General features: G+C 63.1%; 26 protein-coding genes. 14 read left to right on the top strand and 12 right to left on the bottom strand.

Going from position 1 to position 22,353, the window contains the following annotated elements:
- Window positions 1-5 precede the first annotated feature (5 nt).
- Window positions 6-752 (top strand): histidine utilization repressor, encoded by a 747-nt coding sequence (hutC, locus tag LB525_RS12070; RefSeq protein WP_224544776.1) that lies wholly within the window; start codon window positions 6-8, stop codon window positions 750-752.
- Between the two features lie 168 nt (window positions 753-920).
- Here the strand turns inward: hutC and LB525_RS12065 are convergent, their stop codons facing one another.
- On the bottom strand, window positions 921-1,265 hold the full coding sequence (locus LB525_RS12065; protein WP_140697768.1) for a RidA family protein: 345 nt from the start codon (window positions 1,263-1,265) through the stop codon (window positions 921-923).
- Between the two features lie 220 nt (window positions 1,266-1,485).
- Here LB525_RS12065 and aztA point away from each other — a divergent pair, with 220 nt between their 5' ends.
- The 4 genes from aztA to LB525_RS12045 all read left to right on the top strand — a co-directional run bounded on the left by aztA (window position 1,486) and on the right by LB525_RS12045 (window position 4,701).
- Window positions 1,486-2,313: a zinc ABC transporter ATP-binding protein AztA gene (gene aztA, locus LB525_RS12060; RefSeq protein ID WP_224544775.1), complete on the top strand. Its 828-nt coding sequence runs from the start codon at window positions 1,486-1,488 to the stop codon at window positions 2,311-2,313.
- Window positions 2,313-3,188: a zinc ABC transporter permease AztB gene (gene aztB, locus LB525_RS12055; RefSeq protein ID WP_224544802.1), complete on the top strand. Its 876-nt coding sequence runs from the start codon at window positions 2,313-2,315 to the stop codon at window positions 3,186-3,188. The genes aztA and aztB overlap by 1 nt, the downstream gene beginning before the upstream one ends.
- 35 nt (window positions 3,189-3,223) lie before the next feature.
- The gene (gene aztC, locus LB525_RS12050) at window positions 3,224-4,165 is read left to right on the top strand and encodes a zinc ABC transporter substrate-binding protein AztC (RefSeq protein ID WP_224544774.1); all 942 of its coding nucleotides are present in this window, start codon (window positions 3,224-3,226) and stop codon (window positions 4,163-4,165) included.
- 197 nt (window positions 4,166-4,362) lie between these two features.
- Entirely contained in the window at window positions 4,363-4,701 is a 339-nt protein-coding gene (locus LB525_RS12045) for a TIGR01244 family sulfur transferase (RefSeq protein ID WP_095767791.1), read from the top strand.
- Window positions 4,702-4,855: 154 nt separating this feature from the next.
- On the opposite strand, the gene LB525_RS12040 is transcribed toward LB525_RS12045, so the two are convergent.
- Window positions 4,856-5,323 carry an Lrp/AsnC family transcriptional regulator gene (locus LB525_RS12040; RefSeq protein WP_095767792.1) on the bottom strand — a complete coding sequence of 156 codons (468 nt, stop codon included), beginning with the start codon at window positions 5,321-5,323 and terminating at the stop codon, window positions 4,856-4,858.
- Between the two features lie 137 nt (window positions 5,324-5,460).
- Between LB525_RS12040 and hppD the strand changes: the two genes are divergently transcribed.
- From hppD to LB525_RS12025, 3 genes are all read left to right on the top strand, one after another.
- Window positions 5,461-6,576 carry a 4-hydroxyphenylpyruvate dioxygenase gene (hppD, locus tag LB525_RS12035; RefSeq protein WP_224544773.1) on the top strand — a complete coding sequence of 372 codons (1,116 nt, stop codon included), beginning with the start codon at window positions 5,461-5,463 and terminating at the stop codon, window positions 6,574-6,576.
- 70 nt (window positions 6,577-6,646) lie between these two features.
- The gene (locus LB525_RS12030) at window positions 6,647-6,871 is read left to right on the top strand and encodes a type II toxin-antitoxin system Phd/YefM family antitoxin (protein WP_128259409.1); all 225 of its coding nucleotides are present in this window, start codon (window positions 6,647-6,649) and stop codon (window positions 6,869-6,871) included.
- Window positions 6,868-7,245 (top strand): type II toxin-antitoxin system VapC family toxin, encoded by a 378-nt coding sequence (locus LB525_RS12025; protein ID WP_140841003.1) that lies wholly within the window; start codon window positions 6,868-6,870, stop codon window positions 7,243-7,245. The genes LB525_RS12030 and LB525_RS12025 overlap by 4 nt, the downstream gene beginning before the upstream one ends.
- On the opposite strand, the gene LB525_RS12020 is transcribed toward LB525_RS12025, so the two are convergent.
- Genes LB525_RS12020 through hmgA form a run of 4 tightly spaced genes read right to left on the bottom strand, consistent with a single transcriptional unit; the run spans window position 7,242 to window position 11,014 of the window.
- Window positions 7,242-7,784 carry a DinB family protein gene (locus LB525_RS12020; protein WP_140841001.1) on the bottom strand — a complete coding sequence of 181 codons (543 nt, stop codon included), beginning with the start codon at window positions 7,782-7,784 and terminating at the stop codon, window positions 7,242-7,244. The genes LB525_RS12025 and LB525_RS12020 overlap by 4 nt on opposite strands.
- A gap of 10 nt (window positions 7,785-7,794) precedes the next feature.
- On the bottom strand, window positions 7,795-8,808 hold the full coding sequence (locus tag LB525_RS12015) for a fumarylacetoacetate hydrolase family protein (protein WP_224544772.1): 1,014 nt from the start codon (window positions 8,806-8,808) through the stop codon (window positions 7,795-7,797).
- Complete coding sequence (locus tag LB525_RS12010) at window positions 8,805-9,704, bottom strand: MBL fold metallo-hydrolase (RefSeq protein WP_224544771.1); 900 nt, start codon at window positions 9,702-9,704, stop codon at window positions 8,805-8,807. Before LB525_RS12010 ends, LB525_RS12015 begins: the two co-directional genes overlap by 4 nt.
- The gene (hmgA, locus tag LB525_RS12005) at window positions 9,701-11,014 is read right to left on the bottom strand and encodes a homogentisate 1,2-dioxygenase (RefSeq protein ID WP_224544770.1); all 1,314 of its coding nucleotides are present in this window, start codon (window positions 11,012-11,014) and stop codon (window positions 9,701-9,703) included. The genes LB525_RS12010 and hmgA overlap by 4 nt, the downstream gene beginning before the upstream one ends.
- A 133-nt stretch (window positions 11,015-11,147) precedes the next feature.
- On the opposite strand from hmgA, the gene LB525_RS12000 reads away from it, so the two are divergent.
- On the top strand, window positions 11,148-11,591 hold the full coding sequence (locus tag LB525_RS12000; RefSeq protein WP_224529342.1) for a MarR family winged helix-turn-helix transcriptional regulator: 444 nt from the start codon (window positions 11,148-11,150) through the stop codon (window positions 11,589-11,591).
- Window positions 11,592-11,799: 208 nt separating this feature from the next.
- On the opposite strand, the gene tdh is transcribed toward LB525_RS12000, so the two are convergent.
- From tdh to LB525_RS11985, 3 genes are read right to left on the bottom strand one after another with little or no spacing between them, the layout of a single operon-like run.
- Window positions 11,800-12,834 carry an L-threonine 3-dehydrogenase gene (tdh, locus tag LB525_RS11995; protein WP_224529090.1) on the bottom strand — a complete coding sequence of 345 codons (1,035 nt, stop codon included), beginning with the start codon at window positions 12,832-12,834 and terminating at the stop codon, window positions 11,800-11,802.
- A 46-nt stretch (window positions 12,835-12,880) separates the two neighbouring features.
- Window positions 12,881-13,324, bottom strand: coding sequence for an SRPBCC family protein (locus LB525_RS11990; protein ID WP_224529094.1), 444 nt, complete (start codon window positions 13,322-13,324; stop codon window positions 12,881-12,883).
- Between the two features lie 28 nt (window positions 13,325-13,352).
- Window positions 13,353-14,540, bottom strand: a complete 1,188-nt coding sequence (locus LB525_RS11985; RefSeq protein ID WP_224529097.1) for a glycine C-acetyltransferase — start codon at window positions 14,538-14,540, stop codon at window positions 13,353-13,355.
- A gap of 287 nt (window positions 14,541-14,827) precedes the next feature.
- Here LB525_RS11985 and LB525_RS11980 point away from each other — a divergent pair, with 287 nt between their 5' ends.
- Both LB525_RS11980 and LB525_RS28540 read left to right on the top strand, forming a co-directional pair.
- Complete coding sequence (locus LB525_RS11980) at window positions 14,828-16,897, top strand: putative bifunctional diguanylate cyclase/phosphodiesterase (RefSeq protein WP_224544769.1); 2,070 nt, start codon at window positions 14,828-14,830, stop codon at window positions 16,895-16,897.
- 787 nt (window positions 16,898-17,684) lie between these two features.
- Complete coding sequence (locus LB525_RS28540; protein WP_263482482.1) at window positions 17,685-17,819, top strand: hypothetical protein; 135 nt, start codon at window positions 17,685-17,687, stop codon at window positions 17,817-17,819.
- 72 nt (window positions 17,820-17,891) lie between these two features.
- Here LB525_RS28540 and LB525_RS11975 read toward each other — a convergent pair whose 3' ends face one another.
- Window positions 17,892-18,299 carry a MarR family winged helix-turn-helix transcriptional regulator gene (locus LB525_RS11975; protein WP_224529100.1) on the bottom strand — a complete coding sequence of 136 codons (408 nt, stop codon included), beginning with the start codon at window positions 18,297-18,299 and terminating at the stop codon, window positions 17,892-17,894.
- A gap of 168 nt (window positions 18,300-18,467) precedes the next feature.
- On the opposite strand from LB525_RS11975, the gene LB525_RS11970 reads away from it, so the two are divergent.
- Window positions 18,468-18,875, top strand: coding sequence for a hypothetical protein (locus LB525_RS11970; protein WP_224529102.1), 408 nt, complete (start codon window positions 18,468-18,470; stop codon window positions 18,873-18,875).
- Window positions 18,876-18,970: 95 nt separating this feature from the next.
- On the opposite strand, the gene LB525_RS11965 is transcribed toward LB525_RS11970, so the two are convergent.
- The gene (locus LB525_RS11965) at window positions 18,971-21,016 is read right to left on the bottom strand and encodes an FAD-dependent oxidoreductase (RefSeq protein WP_224529104.1); all 2,046 of its coding nucleotides are present in this window, start codon (window positions 21,014-21,016) and stop codon (window positions 18,971-18,973) included.
- On the opposite strand from LB525_RS11965, the gene LB525_RS11960 reads away from it, so the two are divergent.
- Complete coding sequence (locus tag LB525_RS11960) at window positions 21,006-21,209, top strand: hypothetical protein (RefSeq protein ID WP_140840977.1); 204 nt, start codon at window positions 21,006-21,008, stop codon at window positions 21,207-21,209. The two genes, LB525_RS11965 and LB525_RS11960, sit on opposite strands and share 11 nt — an antisense overlap.
- Before the next feature lie 24 nt (window positions 21,210-21,233).
- Window positions 21,234-21,695 carry a preQ(1) synthase gene (gene queF, locus LB525_RS11955; protein WP_140840967.1) on the top strand — a complete coding sequence of 154 codons (462 nt, stop codon included), beginning with the start codon at window positions 21,234-21,236 and terminating at the stop codon, window positions 21,693-21,695.
- A 68-nt stretch (window positions 21,696-21,763) separates the two neighbouring features.
- Here queF and LB525_RS11950 read toward each other — a convergent pair whose 3' ends face one another.
- Window positions 21,764-22,351, bottom strand: coding sequence for a hypothetical protein (locus tag LB525_RS11950; RefSeq protein WP_224529106.1), 588 nt, complete (start codon window positions 22,349-22,351; stop codon window positions 21,764-21,766).
- Window positions 22,352-22,353: the final 2 nt, after the last annotated feature.

Raw genomic sequence — 22,353 nt, 5'->3', positions numbered from 1 at the left:
ATCCGATGAGTCTTGTCGAACCGGATGACATCGAAGGCGGCGAGATCCTCTCGCTGCATCAACGCATCCTGTCGGATATCCGCGAAAAGATCCTGTCGGGCGCCTGGGCGCCGGGCCATCGCATCCCCTTCGAGCACGAGCTGACGGATCACTACAATTGCTCGCGCATGACGGTGAACAAGGCGCTGTCGCAGTTGGCCAAGGCCGGGCTGATCGAGCGCCGCCGCCGCTCCGGTAGTTTCGTGCGCCAGCCGCAGTCGCAAGCGGCGGTGCTTGAGCTGCATGACATCAGAATCGAGGTCGAGGCGCTCGGCCTGCCCTATCGCTATAAGCGGCTGGAACGCCTGAAGCGGCGCAGTGGCACCGAAGACCGCGCGCTGCTCGGGCTCTCCCAATCAGGTCCGGTGCTCGCGCTGGAGGGCCTGCATTTTGCCGGCGAACGGCCGTTCGCGCTAGAGCAGCGCCTGATCAATCTTTCAGCGGTGGCCGAGGCAGCCGAGGAGGAATTTCTCGACATCGCGCCGGGCCCGTGGCTGATCGGCCGCGTTCCGTGGAGCGAGGCCGAGCACCGCATCCGCGCCATGGCCGCCGACGAGACGATCGCCGATGCGCTGGATATCGACGTGGGCGCGCCTTGCCTGGTGGTCGAACGCCGCACCTGGAGCGCCGAGCATCCGGTGACCCATGTACGGTTCATCTATCCGGCGGAGAGCCACACGCTGGTGGCGCGGTTTACCCCATCGCAGGGGTGAGCTCTTCTCCTTCTCCCCTTGCTGCGGGAGAAGGTGGATCGGCGCGCAGCGCCGAGACGGATGAAGGGTGTTCCAGCGAAGTGAGACGCGGGCATTCCCTGGAGCACCCCTCATCCGGCCGCTTCGCGGCCACCTTCTCCCACAAGGGGAGAAGGGAAAGTCGGCGCCTCAGATCGCCGCAGTCACAATAATCTCGACCAGATATTCCGGGGCGGCGAGCTTGGCTTCGCCGGTGGCGCGCGCCGGGGTATGGCCTTGCGGCACCCACTTGTCCCATTCCGAATTCATTTCCGCGAAGGTGCCCATGTCGGCAAGCCAGATGATCGCCTGGACGATCTTGGTCTTGTCGGTGCCGGCCTTGGCGAGCAATTCGTCGATGGTCTTGAGGATGTCGCGGGTCTGCGAGGCGACGTTGCCGCCGGGCTCGCCGACCTGGCCGGCCAGATAGACGGTGTTGCCATGGATGACGATCTGGCTCATGCGCGGGCCGACATCGATGCGACGAATGCTCATTGGAGGTTCCTTCGTTATGGGGGTCGCTGCTCTTTAGAGTCCGGGCGGACGCGGGGCAAGGCCGGCGGACGCGAAACCAATTGAGCCAAGTGTCCGATCTCTGCCGCCCACCTACACGGCGAGTTGACCGGTCGTGACACAATTGCGCCAGCCTGGCGTGTTGACTAATGTAATAACATCACATATCGACAGCTCACTCGATTTCGCGGACCGCCGCCCGATGACCAATGCCTGCCTGACTTTCCGCGACCTGACGCTGGGCTACAACAGCCACGCGGCCATCCATCATTTGAACGGCACCGTCCGCAAAGGTTCGCTGACCGCGGTGGTCGGCGCCAACGGCTCGGGCAAATCGACGCTGATGAAGGGCATCGTCGGCGTGCTGAAGCCGATGGAAGGCGCGGTGGTCCGCATGCCGGGTGTCCGCACCGCCTATCTTCCGCAGCAGTCGGAGCTCGACCGCTCCTTTCCGGCGCGCGTCGTCGATCTGGTCTCGCTCGGCCTATGGCCAAAGCGCGGCATGCTCGGGCGCTACACCAAAGAGGACCGAGAATCCGTCAGCAAGGCGCTGATGGCGGTCGGGCTCGGCGGCTTCGAGAAGCGGCCGATCGACACGCTGTCCGGCGGACAGCTGCAGCGCACGCTGTTTGCCCGCGTGCTGTTGCAGGACGCCGACCTCATCCTGCTCGACGAGCCGTTCAACGCGGTCGACTCCAAGACCGTGGGCGATCTCATCCAGTTGATAAAGCGCTGGCATGGCGAGGAGCGCACGATCATGGTCGTGATTCACGACCTCGACCTGGTGCGGCAGAATTTCCCGGAGACGCTGCTGCTTGCCCGCCAGCCTGTCGCCTGGGGCGACACCAAGGACACGCTGCGGCCGGAAAATCTGCTCAAGGCAAGGCGCTTCCACGAGGCGTGGGAAGAAAACGCGCCGTGGTGCGAGCCGAGTGAGCATGAACACAGCCATGATCGCGCGCACGATCATGATCATGGGCATGACCACCGACACGACCATCATCACGGCTCCGGACCGAGCGCGGCATGATGGATTTCCTCTACGGCCTGTTCATCGCGCCCTTCGCCGACTTCGCCTTCATGCAGCGGGCGCTGTTCGGCTCGCTGATGCTGTCGCTCGGCGCCTGCCCGGTCGGCGTCTTCCTCATGCTCAGGCGCATGAGCCTGTCGGGCGACGCGATGGCGCATGCCATCCTGCCCGGCGCTGCCGCCGGCTTCCTGCTTTATGGCCTCGAAATCCTGCCGATGACCATCGGCGGGCTGATCGCCGGCATCATCGTGGCGCTCGGCGCGGGTGCCGTCTCTCGCTTCACCATCCAGCGCGAGGACGCCTCGATGGCGGCCTTCTACCTCATCTCGCTGGCCGTCGGCGTGCTGATGGTGTCGATCCGCGGCTCCAGCGTCGACCTGATGCATGTGCTGTTCGGCACGGTGCTGGCGCTCAACGATGAGGCGCTCATCCTGATCGGCGGAATCGTGGCGGTGACGCTCGCCTGTCTCGCCATCTTCTGGCGCGCGCTTGTCGCCGAGTGCCTCGACCCGCTGTTCCTGCGCTCGGTGAGCCGCATGGGCAGCCCGGTGCATTTCATTTTCTTGGGCCTTGTCGTGCTCAACCTCGTCGGCGGCTTCCAGGCGTTGGGCACGCTGCTGTCGGTCGGACTGATGATGCTGCCTGCCGCCGCGGCCCGCTTCTGGACGGCGCGCGTGGAGCCGATGTGCGCGCTGGCGGTGCTGATCGGCTCCGCCTCCTGCATCGCCGGGCTGCTCTTGTCCTATCACGCCTCGTTGCCTTCCGGTCCGGCGATCATCCTTTCGTCCGGCGTCGTCTATTTCTGCTCGATCCTGTTCGGCACGCGCGGCGTGCTGCGCGCCCGCATCGTGCATCACCGGCACCGCACCGCCTGACCCTCATTCCCACCCCTTAAAAGGAGACGTTGCCAATGCTGAAATCCTTCCGAGCCGCCCTGGCGTTGAGCGTTATAACATTAAGCGCCTTCGCAACCTCGTCAGCCTTCGCGGTGCCGCTCAAGGTCGTGGCGAGCTTCACCGTGATTGCCGACTTTGCGAAAAATGTCGGCGGCGACCGGGTCAACATCACCACCATTGTCGGGCCGGACGGCGACGCGCATGTCTATGAGCCGAGCCCGGCCGATGCGGTAGCAATGGCCAAAGCCGATGTCGTGCTGGTCAACGGCCTGCATTTCGAAGGTTTTCTCCAGCGCCTGGTCGATGCCAGCGCCACCAAGGCCGCGATCGCGACGCTGACCAAGGGCGTGACGCCGATCGACTTCAAGCCGGAATTCGCCGATGCGGACGCCGCCGAAGGTGCTGGCACCGGCGGCGGCAAGACCGTCACCGATCCGCATGCCTTCCAGTCGATCGCCAACGCCAAGATCTATGTGAAGAACATCGCCGACGCGTTCTGCACGGCCGATAGCGCAGGCTGCGACAGCTATAAGGCCAATGCCGCCGCCTATACTGCCAAGCTCGATGGGCTGGAGGGCGAAGTGAAGGCGGCGATCCAGTCGATCCCCCAAGCCAAGCGCGTGGTCATCACCTCGCATGATGCCTTCGGCTATTTCGAGCATGAATACGGGCTGACCTTCCTCGCGCCGGAAGGCATCTCGACCGAATCCGAGCCCTCGGCGGCCGATGTCGCCAAGCTGGTTAGCCAAGTGAAGCAGGACAAGGCGGCGGCGATCTTCGTGGAAAACATCACCAATCCGCGGCTCATCGAGCAGATCGCCGGCGAGACCGGCATCAAGGTCGGCGGCACGCTCTATTCGGACGCGCTGTCTCAGCCCGATGGTCCCGCCGCGACCTATATCGACATGATGCACAACAACATCACGCAGATCAAAGGCGCGATCCTGGGAAGCTGAGCGGCGAGGCATCAACCGGCCCGGCATCTTGGGTTGCCGCAGCGTCCATTGCGTATCCGAGAGGGACGCGGCGCTGCGGGAGCCGGTTGGATTTTCCGGCGCACATTCTCTATTTGGCAGAGAAATCCGCTCGTACGGATTGCCGCTCATGCCCCGGGGTGGCATGACTGCGCCAAAGAGATTGCGAGGACCACATCATGGAATACCGCCAGATCAGCGACGACTATTCGGTCTCCGGCCAGATCCAGCCGCAGGATATTGCCGCCATCAAGGACGCCGGCTTCAAAAGCGTGATCTGCAACCGGCCGGACGACGAGCAGCCGGGCCAGCCTTCGGCCGGGAGCGTTCAGGCCGCGGCCGAGGCAGCCGGGCTTGCCTTCCGCTACATTCCGGTGATCAGCGGCCAGATCACGATGGACAATGTCGAGGACCAGGCCGCCGCGCTCGACGAACTAGAAGGCCCGGTGTTCGCTTATTGCCGCTCGGGCGCGCGTTGCACCAACCTTTATGGGCTGATCCAGCAGCAGCGAGGGTGACGGATTTGCCGCGAAAGTGCGCTGAGATTCAGGTCAGGCCGAGCCGAAAATGGTGGCTTCCGAGAACCGGAGCGGAGCGTACTTAAGTACGTGAGCACCGGAAGCGCAGGAAGCCGCCGTTTGCAGGCCGGCCTCACCCGAATATCGGCACACTTTAAATCGGCAGCGCGCCGGTTTCCTTCAGCGTCTCCAGCACGATCGCGGTCTTCACATGCTGCACGGATTCGTGCGGCAGGAGCACGCCGTTGACGAACTCGGACAGTGACTTGAGGTCGGGCGTCACCACCTTCAGGATGTAGTCCATCTCGCCGGTCAGCGCGTGCGCCTCCTGCACTTCGGGCAGGCGGGCCACCAGCTCGCCGAAGCGGCGGGCATTGTCGCGGTTGTGGGTGGCTAAAGTCACCGAGATGACGTTGACCAGCGAAAAGCCCAGACGATCGCGGTCGAGCACGGCGCGGTATCCTTTGATGTAGCCATCATCCTCCAGCCGCTGGCGGCGGCGCGAGCATTGCGAGGGCGAGAGGTTCACGCGCTCCGAAAGGTCATTATTGGTATAGCGTGCATCCTCCTGCAGAAGCGCCATTATCTTGCGGTCAAATTGATCGAGACGCGTATCATCCACGAGCAATCCTCCATTCATGCATAATTTGCGCACATGATGACCATTTCAGGCGGTTGAATGCAAGCACCGTGCGGACACTGCGCGCTATCATCGTTGAAATTGGCCAAGCACGGCCGTGACAGCTTTCGGAGGACTCCATGGGCCCCTTCCCGCACGACGCCCCGCCTGCCAAGATCAACAAGCAAAACCCAGCCGGCACCGACGGTTTCGAGTTCGTCGAGTTCGCGCATTCGGAGCCCGAAAAGCTCGCCGAATTGTTCACCCGCATGGGCTATGTCGCGGTCGCAAGGCACCGCAGCAAGGACATCACCGTCTGGCGCCAGGGCGACATCAACTATGTCGTCAATGCCGAGCCCGGCTCGCATGCGATGAAGTTCGTTGAAAAGCACGGCCCCTGCGCCGCCTCGATGGCGTGGCGCGTGGTCGATGCCAAACATGCCTTCGACCATGCCGTCTCAAAGGGTGCCACGCCCTATGAGGGAAGCGACAAAGCGCTCGACGTGCCGGCGATCGTCGGCATTGGCGGCTCGCTGCTTTATTTCATCGAAGCCTATGGCGAAAAAGGCTCGGCTTACGACGCCGAGTTCGAGTGGCTGGGCGAGCGCGACCCGAAGCCCGAAGGCGTCGGCTTCTATTATCTCGACCACCTCACCCACAACGTCTATCGCGGCAACATGGACAAATGGTGGGATTTCTACCGCGATCTGTTCGGCTTCAAGCAGATCCATTTCTTCGACATCGACGGTAAGATCACCGGCCTTGTCAGCCGCGCCATCACCTCGCCCTGCGGCAAGATCCGCATTCCGCTGAATGAGTCCAAGGACGAGACCAGCCAGATCGCCGAGTATCTGAAGAAGTACAATGGCGAGGGCATCCAGCACATCGCGGTCGGCACCGATGCGATCTACGAGGCCACCGACAAGCTCGCCGCCAACGGGCTGAAATTCATGCCCGGCCCGCCCGACACTTATTATGAGATGTCGCATGAGCGCGTGCACGGCCACGACGAGCCGATCGAGCGCATGAAGAAGCACGGCATCCTGATCGACGGCGAAGGCGTCGTCGACGGCGGCACGACCAAGATCCTGCTGCAGATCTTTTCCAAAACCGTGATCGGCCCGATCTTCTTCGAGTTCATCCAGCGCAAGGGCGACGAAGGTTTTGGCGAAGGCAATTTCCGCGCGCTCTTCGAGTCGATCGAGCAGGACCAGATCAAGCGCGGCGTTATCAAGCTGGGCGGCAAGGCGGCTTAGACGATCCGATTCGGATAGCTTGCGACGCGATCAATTATGACCTAAATTATGGTCATAAAGGATCGCATCCATGAATGTCTCCATCGCCGAAGCCAAGGCCAAATTGTCGGAACTCGTAAGCCGCGCCGAAGCCGGCGAGGAGATTGTGCTTACGCGCCATGGCAAGGTTGCCGCGCGTATTGTACCTCCGGAGGTGGTCGAGCCGCTTCCGCGTATCGGCGCCCTGAAAGGGAAGATATGGATTGCGGACGACTTTGACGAACTCGGTCCCGAATGGGACGAGTACGTCAAATGACGACAGGTCCGTTTCTCGCCGATACGCACATTATCCTCTGGTCGATTTCGGACGACCGACGTCTCAGCGAACAGCACCGCGCCATCCTGAACTCGGAAGCCATGGTGTTCGCGAGCGCGGCAAGCGTTTGGGAAATCGCCATCAAACGGTCAATTGGAAAACTTCAGGCGCCAGATGACCTGCCGGGATTGCTTCCGAGGATGCGGTTTCAGCCCCTCGCCGTTACCTTGCAGCATGCGCACGCCGTCGGCGACTTACCTCCGCACCACGGCGATCCATTCGATAGGTTGCTGATTGCGCAAGCACAGGTGGAGAACCTGACCATCCTGACATCCGACTCGCATTTCGCTCGATACAGCATTGCGCTTGCCTAACTTTCCAGCCCTAGCCGCTCCACCTCGTCCTTCCTCAGCTTGACGTCGTAGTCGAGCAGAAACTCATCCAATTGCGGCGGCGCCACCGAAGTGCCGGAGAGCATCGCATGCACTTGGCCGCGATGGTGAATGTCGTGCAGGAAGACGTGGGCGAGAATGTCGCCGATCCGTTCGGGGATCATGCCGTCCTCGCGCCGGTCGGTGACGACGCGCCGGTCGAGATCGGCTTCCGACAGGCCGTCGCAGAAAGCGATGAGCTTGCGGTCGAAATCGGCCTGTGCCGCTGCCAGGCTTGCGGCGGCGTCTAACGGTATGAAGTCGTCGTAAGCCGCGGCACCCATGCCGCCATCGGTCAGGAAGTCGAAATAGAGAAGGTCGACCGCCAAGATGTGATTGAGCGTCTCCCTGATCGAAGGGAAGAAGCTGACGCGCCCGGCCTCGAACTCGCCGGGCTTGAGCGCGAGCACCGCGCGGTAGAGCCGGTCGTTCGACCACAGATTGTTGCGGGCCATGCGGCGCAGGTGCTCGAGCAAGGTCACCGTCGGGTTCTCACCCCCCGTATTTCTCGACCTTCTGCTCGATGGCGCCGAAGATCGAATGGCCGGTTCTGTCCTTCATCTCGATGCGCACCGTGTCGCCGAAACGCAGGAAGGGCGTCTTCGGCTCGCCGCTCTCGATAGTCTCGATCATGCGCAGTTCCGCAACGCAGGAATAGCCGGCGCCGCCCGCCGAAACCGGCTTGCCAGGGCCGCCGTCGAGCTTGTTGGAGACGGTCCCCGAGCCGATGATACTGCCGGCGGCGAGCGGTCGGGTTTTCGCGGCATGCGCGATCAGCGTCGGGAAATCGAAGGTCATGTCGACGCCCGCATTGGCGCGGCCGAACGGCTTGCCGTTGACGTCGACCAGCAGCGAGAGATTGACCTTGCCGCCGTCCCAGGCATCGCCCAACTCGTCGGGGGTGACGGCAACCGGAGAGAAGGCCGACGATGGTTTCGACTGGAAGAAGCCGAAGCCTTTGGCCAGTTCCGGCCCGGTGATGGCGCGCAGCGTGACGTCGTTGACCAGCATAATGAGGCGGATTGCCTCCTTCGCTTGTTCCAGACTGGCGCCCATCGGCACATCGTCGACGACGACCGCGACCTCGGCCTCCATGTCGATGCCGAAGGCCTCGTCGGCCATGCGGATCGGGTCGCGCGGCGCAATGAAGGAGTCCGAGCCGCCCTGATAGATCAGCGGGTCGGTCCAGAAGCTTGCCGGCATCTCCGCGCCGCGTGCCTTCCGCACCAGCTCGACATGGTTCACATAGGCGGAGCCGTCCGCCCATTGATAGGCGCGCGGCAGCGGGGAATGCGCGTCGTGCTCATGGAAACGCGCCGAGGGAACCGCGTTGGTCTCAAGCGATTCGGCCATGGCCGCCAGATGCGGCGCAATGCGGCGCCAATCGTCGAGCGCAGCCTGCAGCGTCGGCACCAGGAAGGAAGCGTCGGTGAACCGCGTCAGATCGCGCGAGACCACGACCAGTTTTCCGTCGCGCGTCCCGTTCTTCAATGTGGCAAGCTTCATGCGGTTTCCTCTCCTGAAGCGGCCTTCTGACCGCCTAGCCCCACAACAAGGCCGTCGCGGGCAATCGTCAAGTCGCCGAACCAAGTTTTCCTGACGGCGTCGATCCAGTCGTCCTCGCCGATCGCCGGATCGTCGGCTGGAATGAGATGGTTGAGCACCAGCCGCTTCACCCCGGCATCGCTGGCGATGCGGCCTGCTTCGTCGGCAAAACTGTGGCTCGCTAGGAGATGCTCGCGCAGCCGCGCGCCGTTGCCGGTCCGGGCGACCAGTCGCTCCACGCCCTCCTCCAGCATGGCCTCATGGACGAGGATGTCGGCAGCTTTGGCAAACTCAGCCAGTGGCGGAAAGAAGGCAGTGTCGGCGGAAAACACCACGCTCTTGCCGCCCTGCTCGAAACGCAGCGCAAAACAGTCGGTGACCGGCGGATGGTCGACGCGCAACGAAGTCACCGTCAGACCTCGCTCGTCCAAAATCGAGCCTTCGCCGAACTCCTCGACCGTGATCAGGTCGCGGATGTCCGGCCTGCCTTCGTCGATGATGCGGATCTCGATGTCGAACTCCATCGCCTGGCAGAAGCATTGCCAGTAATGCCCCGTGCCGGGTGGGCCAAAAACGGTCACCGGCGTCGCCAGACCCGCCGTCCAGGCCGTGTGGATCAGCGGCCCGAGTTCCAGAACGTGGTCCGAATGAACGTGCGTGACGAAGATCAGATCGAGCGCTTTGAGGCTGACGCCGGCATCAGTCAGCGCACGCGTGACGCCCAGCCCGCAATCGACGACGATGGTGCGCCCGCCGATTTCAAGCAGCGACGAACTCGGCCAGGGTCCGCCCGGCCGGACTGCCGGGCCACCCTTGGAGCCGAGCAGGACGAGCCGATCCACGTTTTCGGTATTCAAGACCGGTCGCCTTCCGGAGTGCCGTTGAAACGCTTCTTCAGGTCGGCCCAGCAGTCGATGTAGTTCTCCTGCAAGGTGCCGAGCTCGGCGGCGTAGCGCGTCAGCATCTGCGGAAAGCGCGTCTCGAACATGAAGGCCATGGTATTGTCGAGCTTGACCGGCTTCAGGTCGGCGCGCGTCGCCTTCTCGAAGCCGGAAGCGTCCGGCCCATGCGCCAGCATCTGGTTGTGCAGGCTGATGCCGCCGGGCACGAAACCTTCCTCCTTGGCGTCGTACTGGCCGTGGATCAGGCCCATGAACTCGCTCATGATGTTGCGATGGTACCAGGGCGGCCGAAACGTGTTTTCCGCCACCAGCCAGCGCGGCGGGAAGATGACGAAGTCGACGTTGGCCGTGCCCTCCTCGCCGCTCGGCGCTGTCAGCACAGTGAAGATCGATGGATCGGGGTGATCGAACAGGATGGCGCCGACGGGCGAAAACGTCGCCAGATCATATTTGTAGGGCGCGTAGTTGCCATGCCAGGCGACGACGTCGAGCGGCGAATGGCCGAGTTCGGTAACGTGGAAGGCGCCGCACCATTTGACGATCAGCCGGCAGGGCGTCTCCTTCTCCTCGAACCAGGCGCAGGGCGTTTTGAAATCGCGCGGATTGGCCAGGCAATTGGCGCCGATCGGGCCGCGGTCGGGCATGGTGAACTTGGCGCCGTAATTCTCGCAGACATAGCCGCGCGCCTCCTTGTCGGCGAGCTCGACCTTGAAGACGAGGCCGCGCGGCAGCACCGCGATCTCGCCGGGGCGAAGCTCGATCACCCCCATCTCGGTGACGAAGCGCAGCGCGCCCACCTGCGGCACGACCAGCAATTCGCCGTCGGCGTTAAAGAAATGGTCGTCCACCATCGACCGGTTGGCGACATAGACATGCGCGGCCATGCCCGACTGGCCGACCGCATCGCCGGCCGTGGTGAAGGTACGCATGCCGGAAATGAAGTCGGTCGGCTCGGTCGGCATTGGCGTCGGGTTCCAGCGGTATTGGCCGAGCGCGAGCTCGTGGTCGCCGATACTAGGCCCGGTCTTCCACAAGGGGTAGCTGGCGCCCTTGAATCGGCCGGTGTGCTTCACGCTCGGACGGATGCGGTAAAGCCAGGAGCGCTCGTTGGTGCCGCGCGGCGCGGTAAAGGGCGAGCCGGACAGTTGCTCGGCATAGAGGCCATAGGCCGGCCGCTGTGGTGAGTTGCGGCCCTGCGGCAGCGACCCGGGCAGCGTCTCGGTTTCAAAATCATTGCCGAAACCCGGCATGTAGGAAAAGGCCATCCGATCCTCCCTGATCCTGGCTTGCCAGCGTCCTGACAACGCGGCGCTGCCGGCGATGTTGACCAAACTGGTTTCATTTGTAACCATCGAAAATGTAACTATCAACGGCCGCGCGGCATCCCGGGAGCGCTTCATGGAACCGGATATCCTCGAGTTGGAAAGCTTCCTGCCCTACAGACTCTATCGGTTGGCGGATACCGTCAGCCGCGAATTTTCGCGCATCTACAAAGAGCGCCACGGTCTGACGCGACCGGAATGGCGCACGCTGTCGGGGCTTGGCGAGCGGGGCACGATGACGGCGACCGAACTCGGTGAACAGTCGGCCATGCACAAGACGAAGGTGTCGCGCGCGGTGGCGGAGTTGGAACGGCGGCGGTGGTTGACGCGGACGCCGGATGAGAATGATCGCCGCGTAGAGCGCCTGGCGCTGACCAAGACGGGTTTAGCCGCCTATCGCGAGATGGTGCCGCTGGCGAAGGCGTTTGAAAGGGAGTTGCTGGGGAAGCTGAGTGTGGAGGAGCGCGCGGCGATTGCCAGGGGGGTGGCGGCGCTGGAAGAGGCTTTGGAGAGAAAGTAGATGAGAGGCCGGCGGGACAGCGCCCCCCTCTGTCCTGCCGGACATCTCCCCCTCTTGGGGGGAGATTGGCAGCTTTGGCGACGGCGCTCGTCTTGCAACGTCCGCGATTGGCGAAGGCCGATGTGACGGCTGATCTCCCTCCTTGAGGGGTAGATGTCCGGCAGGACAGAGAGGGGGGCGAAGGAACTCGACATCTCTCCAGAGGCTCTCACCAATCCATCACAACCTTCCCAGAACTCCCACTCCTCATCGCATCGAACCCCACCTGGAAATCGTCAATCCCGATGCGATGGGTGATCAGCCCCGAGACATCCAGCGGGCCTTGCACCAGGGCGATCATCTTGTACCAGGTCTCGAACATCTCGCGGCCGTAGATGCCTTTGAGATGCAGCATCTTGAAGATGACCTTGTTCCAGTCGATCTCGAAGCCGGTCGGCGCGATGCCGAGGATGGCGATCTTGCCGCCATTGTTCATAGTGTCGATCATGTCGCGAAAGGCAGGGGCCGCGCCTGACATCTCCAGCCCGACGTCGAAACCCTCGCTCATGCCGATCGACGGCATCACATCGCGCAGCTTTTTCTTCGAGGCGTCGACGACATGCTGGACACCGAGTTTTCGCGCCAGATCCAGCCGGACCGGGTTGATATCGGTGATGACGACCTTTCGCGCGCCGACGCATTGCGCCACCAGCGCACCCATGATGCCGATCGGCCCGGCGCCGGTGACCAGCACGTCCTCGCCGACCAGATCAAAGGACAAGGCTGTGTGCACGGCATTGCCCAGCGGATCGAAGATAGCGGCGATCTCGTCCGGCACATCGTCGGGGATCGGCACGACATTGTGCTGTGGGATCGCCAGATACTCGCCGAAGGCGCCGGGACGGTTGACGCCGACGCCGAGCGTGTTGCGGCAGAGATGCCCTCGCCCGGCGCGGCAGTTGCGGCAATGGCCGCAGACGATGTGGCCTTCGCCCGACACGCGCTGGCCGACCTTGTATTCGGTGACCGCGGAGCCGAAATCAGCGACCGTGCCGGCGAATTCGTGGCCCGTCACCATCGGCACGGGCACCGTCTTCTGCGCCCACTGGTCCCAATTGTAGATATGGACGTCGGTGCCGCAGATCGCGGTCTTCTTGACCTTGATCAGCACGTCGTTGGGGCCGATCTCCGGCACCGGCACCTCTTCCATCCAGATGCCCGGCTCGGCCTTGGCCTTCACCAGCGCCTTCATCATGTTCGACATCAGACGCTCCTCAAAAATCTTGCCTGTCTTGATGGGATCGGTTTCATCAGTGCGCCGCCTCCAGAATGTTCTTCAGCCTGAGCAAGTCTCGATTGGTCGAACGCCGAACGGCCAGGGCGATAAACGGCGCCACAAGACGGGAAAAGCCTGTCGGGGTACCGCGGTTCCGGAGCGCCATATGGGTAGCGCCTTCTCGGGTATCGCGCCATGCATAACTCGTTTCCATGGGAAACGGTCCTTCGGCGGTTCGCATCACCAGCCGCTCGCCCTGCACGAGATCGACAATTTCGTAGGTGTAAACAAGCCGCCGTCCGAGGAACTGCGCTACGAATGCAATTCTCGATCCTACCTGAACCGGTCGGGGCGTCTTCCATTCGACCGATTTGATATTGACGTACCAGCGGGGCACGTTGTCCGGATCGGCGGAAAAGGCGGCGACGACCGCGCGGGGCCTGGCGATCTCGATCCTGCTCGTGACATCGATCGTCATGGCCGACTTCTGTTTTCCTCGGCGTGGGTCAAGCGATTACACCCAGTTCTTTTCCCACGTCGCCGAAGGCCGCGACGGCCCTGTCGATGTCGGCGCTGGAATGGGCGGCAGACATCTGCGTGCGGATGCGCGCCTGGCCCTTCGGCACCACCGGAAAGGAGAAACCGATGACATAGATGCCGCGCTTCAGCATGCGCTGCGCCATCTCCTGCGCCAGTGCCGCATCGCCCAGCATCACCGGGATGATCGGATGATCGGCGCCAGCCAGCGTGAAGCCCAGTTTGCCCATGCTGGAACGGAACCGGTCCGCATTGGCATATAGTCGCTCGCGCAACGCGTCGCCATGGCGGATCAGGTCGAAGACCTTGATCGAGGCGCCGGCGATCGCCGGCATCAGCGTGTTGGAGAAGAGATAGGGGCGCGAGCGCTGGCGCAGCCAGTCGACCACCTGGCTTTTGCCCGACGTGTAGCCGCCGGAGGCACCGCCCAGCGCCTTGCCAAGCGTGCCGGTAATGATCTCCACCCTGTCCTCGACGCCGCAATGCTCGGCCGAGCCACGGCCGTTCTTGCCGACGAAGCCGACCGCATGGCTGTCGTCTACCATGACCATGGCGTCGTATTTCTCGGCGAGGTCACAGACGCCCTTGAGATTGGCGATGATGCCGTCCATCGAGAACACGCCGTCGGTGGCGATCAGCCGAAAGCGGCAGTCCTTGGCCTCCTTCAGCCGGGCCTCGAGATCGGCCATGTCGTTGTTGGCGTAGCGGAAACGTTTGGCCTTCGAGAGCCGCACGCCATCGATGATCGAGGCGTGGTTCAGCGCATCCGAGATGATGGCGTCCTCCTCGCCGAGCAGCGTTTCGAACAGGCCGCCATTGGCGTCGAAGCAGGAAGAATAGAGGATGGTATCGTCCATGCCCAGAAAGGAGGAGATGGTCGCCTCGAGCTGCTTGTGTTCCTCCTGCGTGCCGCAAATGAAGCGCACGGAGGCCATGCCGTAGCCGTAGCGGTCGAGCGCGTGCTTTGCCGCGTCGCGCAGATCCGGGCTGTCGGCGAGCCCGAGATAGTTGTTGGCGCAGAAATTCAGCACCTTTTCGCCGCCGACCTCGATCTCGGCGGATTGCATCGAGGAGATCACCCGCTCGGACTTGTAGAGTCCGGCCGATTTCAGCCCTTGAAGCTCGCTATCGATATGGGAAAGGAATGCTTTGCTCATGGTCGGCCCTGTTCGGTTCGAGGCCGGACTGTCGCGCTACGGGCACGAAAAATCCATCGCAAAAGCGACCGCTTCGGTGGCGCTGAGAAAGCCCGGTCGCAATCCCTGCGATGGCGTGGCGGCAATAGGATCAAAAAAGAGATGTGCGAGAAAGGACGTGATAACCATCTTGCGAGCTTTTCCGCGCTGCCGCGATCACCTTGCCGACCCGTTAACCCTTTCAAGTTAATCGTTTTCCCGCCACGAATCCTTGGCAGGTATCCGTCGACCGGAGGGGTCACCCAGTTATGTCGCAGCAGCCAGTGCCGAGCGTTTCGCGCAAGCTGATCCTGCTCATCAAGACCGGCTACTGGCTGGCGCTGACGATTATCGCCGCCATGGTGATCGCCTCCTTCATCCTTCTGCAGCAGTTGATGGCGCAGCAGCAGCATAATGATGCGCTGCTCGACATCGTCCAGACGCAGAAGGCGCTGTCGCAGCGCATCGTCTTCCTGGCCAGCGCCACGGGTGCTGCCTCGCGCGACAAGCAGCCGGCGCTGGTGACCGCGCTCAAGCAGGCGACCGGCGAGTTCGAAACCAATTACGACCGGCTGCTCACCGAGACCGGCGCCGACCCGCTGTCGCCGGCGCGCAACGATCCCAAATCGATCGAATACGTGCTGTTCAGCAAGCCGTTCCATCTCGACTATTTCTCCGTCGGTCTGGTGGCCAACGGAGAGCGACTGGCCTCGTCCTTCGGATCCCAACTCGGCATGCAAAGCGATGGCTACAAGGGCGGCACCGAGCGCGCCGGCCTCGACGCCTCCCTCGCCAATGCGACCTTGTCCGGCTATGCCGCGCTCGGCCAGCGCATCAGCGCCTTTGCAGACGAACGCTCCGGTCAATTGCTCAACCTGCACCGCACCCTTTTCTTTGCCACCCTTGGCGTCATCGTGCTGGTCGCGTTGTTCATTTTCCGGCCGATGTCCAACGCCATCCTGCGCAAGACACGCGAGCTGGTCGACGCGCGCAACTCGATGGCCTTCATCGCCGTGCATGACGGCCTGACCGGGCTGCACAACCGCACCTTCCTTACCGACCATTTCGAAACGCTGATCAAAGGCGCTCACCGCCGCCGCGAGCGCCTGGCGGTGATCCAGCTCGATCTCGACCGCTTCAAGCAGATCAACGACACGCTTGGCCATGCCGCCGGCGACTACGTGCTGGTGGTGACCGCGCAGCGCATGCGCGATTCCTGCCGCGCGTCGGATCTGTGCGCGCGGCTTGGCGGCGACGAGTTCGTCATGATCCTCAACGGCGCCGGCAGCACCGAGGACATCCATGCGCTGGCCAAGCGCATCCTCGGCGAGATCAACGAGCCGATCACGTTCCAGGGCACGACCATCATGCCCGGCGCCAGCGCCGGCATCGCCGTCTATCCGGTCGACGCCGACAACGCGCAGGACCTGCTCGTCCATGCCGATCTCGCGCTTTATTCCGCCAAGAAGCTCGGCGGCGGCAACTTCTCCTTCTTCTCCGAGGAACTGCGCCGCGAGCTAGACTACCGCAAGCAGCTCGAACAGGACATCCGCACGGCGATCGCCAACAAGAGTTTTGAGGTCTATTTCCAGCCGCAGGTATCGCTGACCAGCGGCAAGATCAGCGGCATCGAGGCGCTGGTGCGTTGGAAACACGCGACGCGCGGTATGATCTCGCCCGGCGAATTCATTCCCGTCGCCGAAAAATGCGGCTTCATGCCGGATGTCGGCCGCATCGTTATCGCCAAAGCGATCGAGGAAGCCGCCGAATGGAACCGCGCCGGCATCGATTTCGGGCGCATCGCCGTCAATGTCTCGGGCACGGAGCTGCGCGAGCTCGATTTCGACGCCTTCTTGTTCGGCACGCTGGAGCGGGCAGGGCTGCCCCCACAGAAGCTGGCGCTGGAGATCGTGGAATCCGTCATCCTCGATGACGAGAAGACCGGGATCGCCGCCAAGCTGCGCCACATCCGCGCCGCCGGCGTGCATCTCGAGCTTGACGACTTCGGCACCGGCTATGCCTCGCTCAGCCACGTCAACCCCAACGAGATCGACCGGCTCAAGATCGACCGCCGCTTCGTCCAGAACATCAACGAGAACGGCGACAACTCCAAGATCGTGCGCGCCATCACCGAGCTTGCCCGCGGGCTCGGCATCTCGATCGTCGCCGAGGGCGCCGAAACCGAGGCCGAGCTCGACTCGCTGATGGCGATCGGCTGCGACCAGGTGCAAGGCTATTCCATCGCCTTCCCGATGCCGCAGGACAAGGCGCGCGAATGGCTTTTGGCGCGTAGCCCGAAGAAGACGAAGCTGAAGGTGCTGCAGGGCAGCTTGGCCTAAGGTCAGTTGCTATTCGGGTGAGGCCGGCCCGTGAACAGCGGCCTTCTGCGCTTCCTGCGCTCACGTACGTTAAGTACGCTCCGCTCCGGTTCTCGCCGGCCGAAGCCCTCATAAGTGTCTCCGCCCTATGAAGGGTACGGCGACGCTACATCTTCGGCGCGACATCGGACTACGACTGAGGCGGCTGGCGCGCGGCCCCTACAAAAAGCAAGCCGCTATGTTGTAAGCCCTGCGGCGATCGGGATGGGGAAAAAAGCGGGGCGCATTGGGGAAGGCGCCCCGGTAAGCGGAGTTCCGCGCTCTTATTTGGTGCTGTTGCCAGGCCCAGTCGTCGTGGTGGTCGTATCGCAATTGTTACAGTCGAGCTTCCCATTGTTTATCTGACCGCTTGGTCCGGTCGTTGTGGTGGTCGTGGTCGTCCCATTGTCATTGTTTGGCGGGTTCCCGCTATGTCCCTGTTCAGACGTGGTCGTCGTAGTGCTGCCTTTAGGGTCCGCAAGCGCGGGAGCGGAGGCTGCGAATGCAAGTGCCGTCGTGACGATAAGAAGGGTTCTCATGGTTTTCCTCCCTAAGACGCTTTGTACGCCGCATCATTGGAGGCAGGGCCCTCTGTGCCTAATATAAGCATACTCTAATAAAACTTGAGGACAATCTATAATCGGATTATAGGCGCTGGAAGGCCTCCTAGAGGTGAGCAATTTCAAACTGACCCACTACCCAGTGTTCAGCCAACTTGACACGTCGGTTCAGCCATGGCGGCCTGAGAGATCGCAACCGGATCTCGCGGATGCCGCTTCGCCTTATCCTGCCACTGCTGTTGTCGATCGCATGGCCGGCCTTGGCCGCCGATCGCACCATTTACGTCACCTTCGACGACGGTCCGCTGAACGGCACCAGCAACATCCTCGACGTGCTCTTTTGACGGCAAGGCGAAACTGACGGCGTTGATCGCGGCGCTCAAGCTGCGCCACTACGCCTTCGGCGCGATAGCCGGTTACGACTGAGGCGGCTCGGCGTTGCGCCTAAGGGCCGCAAGCACCTGCGTGAATTCGGCGAGCTTGTCATCGGGGATACCAGCCCGCAGACGCTTGTCGAAGGCTACCGCCGCGAGGCGCAACTTTTCGAACAGCGCTTCGCCGGCTTCCGTCAACGCCACCTGATGGACCCTGCGGTTTTCCGGATCGCGGCGGCGTGTCAGCAATCCTTGCGCCTCCATGCCGTTGAGATGATGGGTAAGCGTCGCACCCTGGATGCCGATCATCCCGGCAAGCTCGCGCTGGTTCGCCAGTTCCTTCGACTTGACCGACAGCAAAGTCACCCAGACCGGCAGCGTGCCACCGGCCTCGACCATCGCGGCATCGAAAGCCTGCGCCACCACTTTCGAGGTACGAGCGAGAGTCATGCCGACGGGCGGACGGTCAAACGGTGTCATGACCTGACAGTAGAGCAAAGCGATTGGAACATGAAACCTGGCTTCATGATTGACATCTAACCGTTAGATATCTAACTTTGTCTTATTGATGGCGTCGGCATGCTGCGACGCGCGGCGGCGGCAGAGAGGAATGCGGTCATGCAATATGTCTATATCGTCACCATCGGCCTGCACGTCATGGCCGGCGTGTTCTGGGCCGGCACAACCATTGCGGTTGCCCGCGATCCGGAGATCAAGGCGGAGCGCTTCATCCGGCCGCAGCTCGGCGCCTCCGGCCTGGCGTTCCTGACTGGCATACTGCTCTGGTATTTCTTCCACGAAGGGGCTTTCGGCTCAATGGAGAAGGTGCTGGCGCTGGGCATTTTGACGGCGCTGGTCGCCGCCGGCGTGCAGGGTGCGCTTGTCGCCTCCGCCAGCAGACAGCTGGCCGGCGCAGATCAAGCGAGGCAAACCCAGCTGCGGGCGAAAATGACCAGAGGCGAACGCATTGCCGGCGGGCTGCTGGTTATCACCGTGTTTTGCATGGCGTCTGCCAAGCTGTTTTGAAATCGCACGGCCGGCAAAACCGACCGGGCGCGGCGCGCAACGGACCAAAGCGGCAGGTGGCTCTCCTTGCAAAGGTCCGTTGCGCGTCACAACCCTCAGATCCTGATCCCAAACCGGATCCCGTCATAGATGGCGGCGTGGATGTTGCGCGAGGCGACAGCGTCGCCGATGCGAAACATCACGAAGCCGCCTTCGGCATTGCGAGCGGGGAAGATGTCGCCGCCGCTCACCAGCCGCTCATAGTCGACCGCGCCGCCGTTCTTCGACAGGGGTTTGAGCGACAGATAAAGATCGTCGAGCGGCACGGTGCCGTGCTCGACCACCACCTGGTCGATGCGCCGCTCGCCGCGCCAGCCGTCGGCGAAGTCCGACGCCAGCTCGGCGACGAGCTGGTTGCCCTCGCGGCGAACCGAACGCAGGCGGGTGTTGATGGTGACGGTGACGCCCTTCTCATGGAAGGCGCGCATATAGGGCACGTGGTTCAGGCCGCCCATTTCCGGCGCGAAGAAGCGCTCGGGCGAAACCAATTCCAGCTTCGAGCCACTGTTGGCGATCAGCTCGGCAGCGCCCATGCCCTGATGGCCGCCATTGTCGTCGTAAAGCAGCACGTTCTCGGCCGGCTTGACGCTCCCGGCCATGATGTCCCAGCTCGAGGTGACAAGATTGTCACCGGCCGTCAGCGGCGGGTTCTGCGGCATGCCGCCGGTCGCCACGATCACCACATCCGGCGCCAACGCCAGCACGTCATCCTTCTCGGCCCAGGTGTCGTAGCGGATCTCGACGCCGAGACGGTCGAGCTCGGCCAATCGCCAGTCGATGATGCCGATCAGTTCCTTGCGGCGCGGGTTGTGGGTTGCGAGCCTCACCTGGCCGCCTGCCTGGCTGGAGGCTTCGAGCACAGTCACCTGATGGCCACGCTCGGCCGCCACGCGGGCGGCCTCCAGGCCGCCGGCGCCAGCGCCCACCACCACGACTTTCTTCTTCGGTCCCTCGCTCTTGGCGATGACGTGCGGAATGGTCGCCTCGCGGCCGGTCGCGGCGTTGTGGACGCACAGCGCCTCGCCGCCTTCATAGATGCGGTCGAGACAATAGGTGGCGCCGACGCAAGGCCGGATCTCGTGCTCGCGGCCCTCCATCACTTTGCGGACGATATGCGGATCGGCGATATGCGCGCGGGTCATGCCGACCATGTCGAGCTTGCCGGTGGCGATGGCGTGGCGGGCCGTTGCGACATCGGAAATGCGCGCCGCATGGAAGGTCGGGAATTTCGTCGCCGCCCTCACCTCGCCGGCGAAATCGAGATGCGGCGAGGACCGCATGCCGGCCACCGGGATGACCTTGGTCAGCGACGCGTCGGTCTCGATCGTGCCGCGGATGATGTTGAGAAAATCGACCTTGCCGGATGAGGCCAAGCGCCTGGCGATCTCGACGCCAACTTCCTTCGAGATGCCCTTTTCGACATCCTCGTCGGCGACCATGCGGATGCCGACGATGAATTCTCTACCGACCGCGGCGCGCACGGCGTCGAGCACCATGTCGGTGAAGCGCAGCCGGTTGTCGAGCGAGCCGCCGAACTCGTCGTCGCGATGGTTGGTCAAAGGCGACCAGAAGCCGTCCATCAGATGGCCATAGGATTCGAACTCGATGCCGTCGAGCCCGGCTGCCTGGCAGCGCTGCGCGGCGGAAGCATAGTCGGCGACGATGCGCTCGATATCCCACTCCTCGATGGTCTTCGGGAACGCGCGGTGCGCCGGCTCGCGCACCGGCGAGGCCGAAAGCACCGGCAGCCAGTCGGCCTTGTTCCAGCCCGTGCGGCGGCCGAGATGAGTGATCTGGATCATCACCTTGCAGTCATGCTCATGACAGGCGTCTGCCAGTTCGGCCAACCACGGCACGATACGGTCGTCATAGACATGCAGGTTGCCGAAGGCAGCCGGGCTGTCGCGCGAGACGATCGCCGAGCCCGCCGTCATGGTCAGCGCCATGCCGCCCTTGGCCTTCTCGGCATGGTAGAGCCGGTAGCGCTCCTTCGGCATGCCGTCCTCGGAATAGGCCGGCTCATGGCTCGTCGACATCACCCGGTTCTTCAGCGTCAGGTGCTTGAGCTGATAGGGTTGGAGAAGCGGGTCGTTGCTGGTCATTGTCTTCCTGCCGTTTCAAATTGTGCGGGAGCGGAGCGCTCCCGCTTCCATTTCACGCATCGGATTCATCCGAAAACCGCTGCGCACTTTTCGGTCCGATGCTAATGAGCGGTCAAACGCGCTGCGCCCGAGAGGACTGCAACGCTTCTTTCAACCTTCGTTTCGCGCCCGCCGCATTGAACTGCGCTTCTAACGGCCGGGAGCAAGGAGCCCGCCCATGACCGACGCCAAAAACCTCACCCAGCTCGGCAAGCACGTCGAGACGCCACAGAGCCCCGAACAGGCGGTCCTGGAGACCGTGCCGTTCCAGCGCGGCGACGGCCCGCCGGCGATCGTGCGCTTCACCTGCCCCGAATTCACCTCGCTGTGCCCGGTCACCGGCCAGCCGGATTTCGCGCAAATCGTCATCGACTACGCGCCTGACCGGACCCTGGTGGAATCGAAGTCGCTGAAATTGTTCATGACCTCGTTCCGCAACCACGGCGCCTTCCACGAGGAGTGCACCGTGATGATCGGCCGCCGCATCGTGGAGGCCACGAAACCGCTCTGGCTGCGCGTCGGCGGCTACTGGTTCCCGCGCGGCGGCATTCCGATCGACGTCTTCTGGCAGACCGGCGCGCCGCCCAAGGACGCCTGGCTGCCGGATACTGGCGTTGCGCCCTATCGCGGAAGGGGTTGAGATTTGTTGCGAAAGGCTGGCGGGACAGCGCGCGAAGGAACGCCAGCCCTGATCTTCAATCACCATTATCATTCGCACTGATACTGGCTGAGCGCCCACTCGCCGGTGACCGACAGAAGGTCGGAGACCTTCCAGGCGCCGCCGACCTTCTTCAGCTTCCATTCCAGCCGGTGCTGGTGGCCTTCGACGGCGAAGGCGACGACCACCTTGGCCTCGTCGCCATTGACGGCTTCGATGGTGCGCAGGCTCCGGTCGATGGCGAGCTTGTCATAATCTGCATTGTCGAGCGCCATGTTGGGGTCGAGGCACTCGCCCTGCCCCGAGACGCGTAGCGCATCGCTCTTGTCGAGCACGGTTTTCGCCGGATCGATGAAATTCTTGCGCTGAGAAGGGTCGAGTTCCAACCCGACATGTTCGTAGAACGGCTTCACCACCGCGGTCGGCGATCCGGGCAGGACAGGTGCGACGGGCGCCGGTTCGGCTGGTTTGGTTTCCGGCGCCGCGGCAGGCGGCGACTTGTCGGTCTCGGGCGCTTTGTCGCCTGAAGACGCGTTCGGGGGCGGCGAGCCGAAGAGCGCCTGCGCCGAGACTCCGCCGCTCAGCCCCGCGGCCAGCATCGACAAGCTCGACAGCACGAGGACGGACCAGCGAAGCACGG

The sequence above is a fragment of the Mesorhizobium sp. CA16 genome (assembly GCF_020165175.1).
Taxonomy (GTDB): domain Bacteria; phylum Pseudomonadota; class Alphaproteobacteria; order Rhizobiales; family Rhizobiaceae; genus Mesorhizobium.
The sequence above is the reverse complement of the archived record's forward strand: the minus strand, read 5'-3'. Positions and strand labels throughout refer to the sequence as shown.

Bases quoted from the DNA above. Each gene is read 5' to 3' on its own strand.
- hutC (WP_224544776.1), top strand. From the start codon at position 6: ATGAGTCTTGTCGAACCGGATGACATCGAAGGCGGCGAGATCCTCTCG.
- LB525_RS12065 (WP_140697768.1), bottom strand. From the start codon at position 1,265: ATGAGCATTCGTCGCATCGATGTCGGCCCGCGCATGAGCCAGATCGTC.
- aztA (WP_224544775.1), top strand. From the start codon at position 1,486: ATGACCAATGCCTGCCTGACTTTCCGCGACCTGACGCTGGGCTACAAC.
- aztB (WP_224544802.1), top strand. From the start codon at position 2,313: ATGGATTTCCTCTACGGCCTGTTCATCGCGCCCTTCGCCGACTTCGCC.
- aztC (WP_224544774.1), top strand. From the start codon at position 3,224: ATGCTGAAATCCTTCCGAGCCGCCCTGGCGTTGAGCGTTATAACATTA.
- LB525_RS12045 (WP_095767791.1), top strand. From the start codon at position 4,363: ATGGAATACCGCCAGATCAGCGACGACTATTCGGTCTCCGGCCAGATC.
- hppD (WP_224544773.1), top strand. From the start codon at position 5,461: ATGGGCCCCTTCCCGCACGACGCCCCGCCTGCCAAGATCAACAAGCAA.
- LB525_RS12030 (WP_128259409.1), top strand. From the start codon at position 6,647: ATGAATGTCTCCATCGCCGAAGCCAAGGCCAAATTGTCGGAACTCGTA.
- LB525_RS12025 (WP_140841003.1), top strand. From the start codon at position 6,868: ATGACGACAGGTCCGTTTCTCGCCGATACGCACATTATCCTCTGGTCG.
- LB525_RS12015 (WP_224544772.1), bottom strand. From the start codon at position 8,808: ATGAAGCTTGCCACATTGAAGAACGGGACGCGCGACGGAAAACTGGTC.
- hmgA (WP_224544770.1), bottom strand. From the start codon at position 11,014: ATGGCCTTTTCCTACATGCCGGGTTTCGGCAATGATTTTGAAACCGAG.
- LB525_RS12000 (WP_224529342.1), top strand. From the start codon at position 11,148: ATGGAACCGGATATCCTCGAGTTGGAAAGCTTCCTGCCCTACAGACTC.
- tdh (WP_224529090.1), bottom strand. From the start codon at position 12,834: ATGTCGAACATGATGAAGGCGCTGGTGAAGGCCAAGGCCGAGCCGGGC.
- LB525_RS11990 (WP_224529094.1), bottom strand. From the start codon at position 13,324: ATGACGATCGATGTCACGAGCAGGATCGAGATCGCCAGGCCCCGCGCG.
- LB525_RS11985 (WP_224529097.1), bottom strand. From the start codon at position 14,540: ATGAGCAAAGCATTCCTTTCCCATATCGATAGCGAGCTTCAAGGGCTG.
- LB525_RS11980 (WP_224544769.1), top strand. From the start codon at position 14,828: ATGTCGCAGCAGCCAGTGCCGAGCGTTTCGCGCAAGCTGATCCTGCTC.
- LB525_RS28540 (WP_263482482.1), top strand. From the start codon at position 17,685: ATGCCGCTTCGCCTTATCCTGCCACTGCTGTTGTCGATCGCATGGCCG.
- LB525_RS11975 (WP_224529100.1), bottom strand. From the start codon at position 18,299: ATGACTCTCGCTCGTACCTCGAAAGTGGTGGCGCAGGCTTTCGATGCC.
- LB525_RS11970 (WP_224529102.1), top strand. From the start codon at position 18,468: ATGCAATATGTCTATATCGTCACCATCGGCCTGCACGTCATGGCCGGC.
- LB525_RS11965 (WP_224529104.1), bottom strand. From the start codon at position 21,016: ATGACCAGCAACGACCCGCTTCTCCAACCCTATCAGCTCAAGCACCTG.
- queF (WP_140840967.1), top strand. From the start codon at position 21,234: ATGACCGACGCCAAAAACCTCACCCAGCTCGGCAAGCACGTCGAGACG.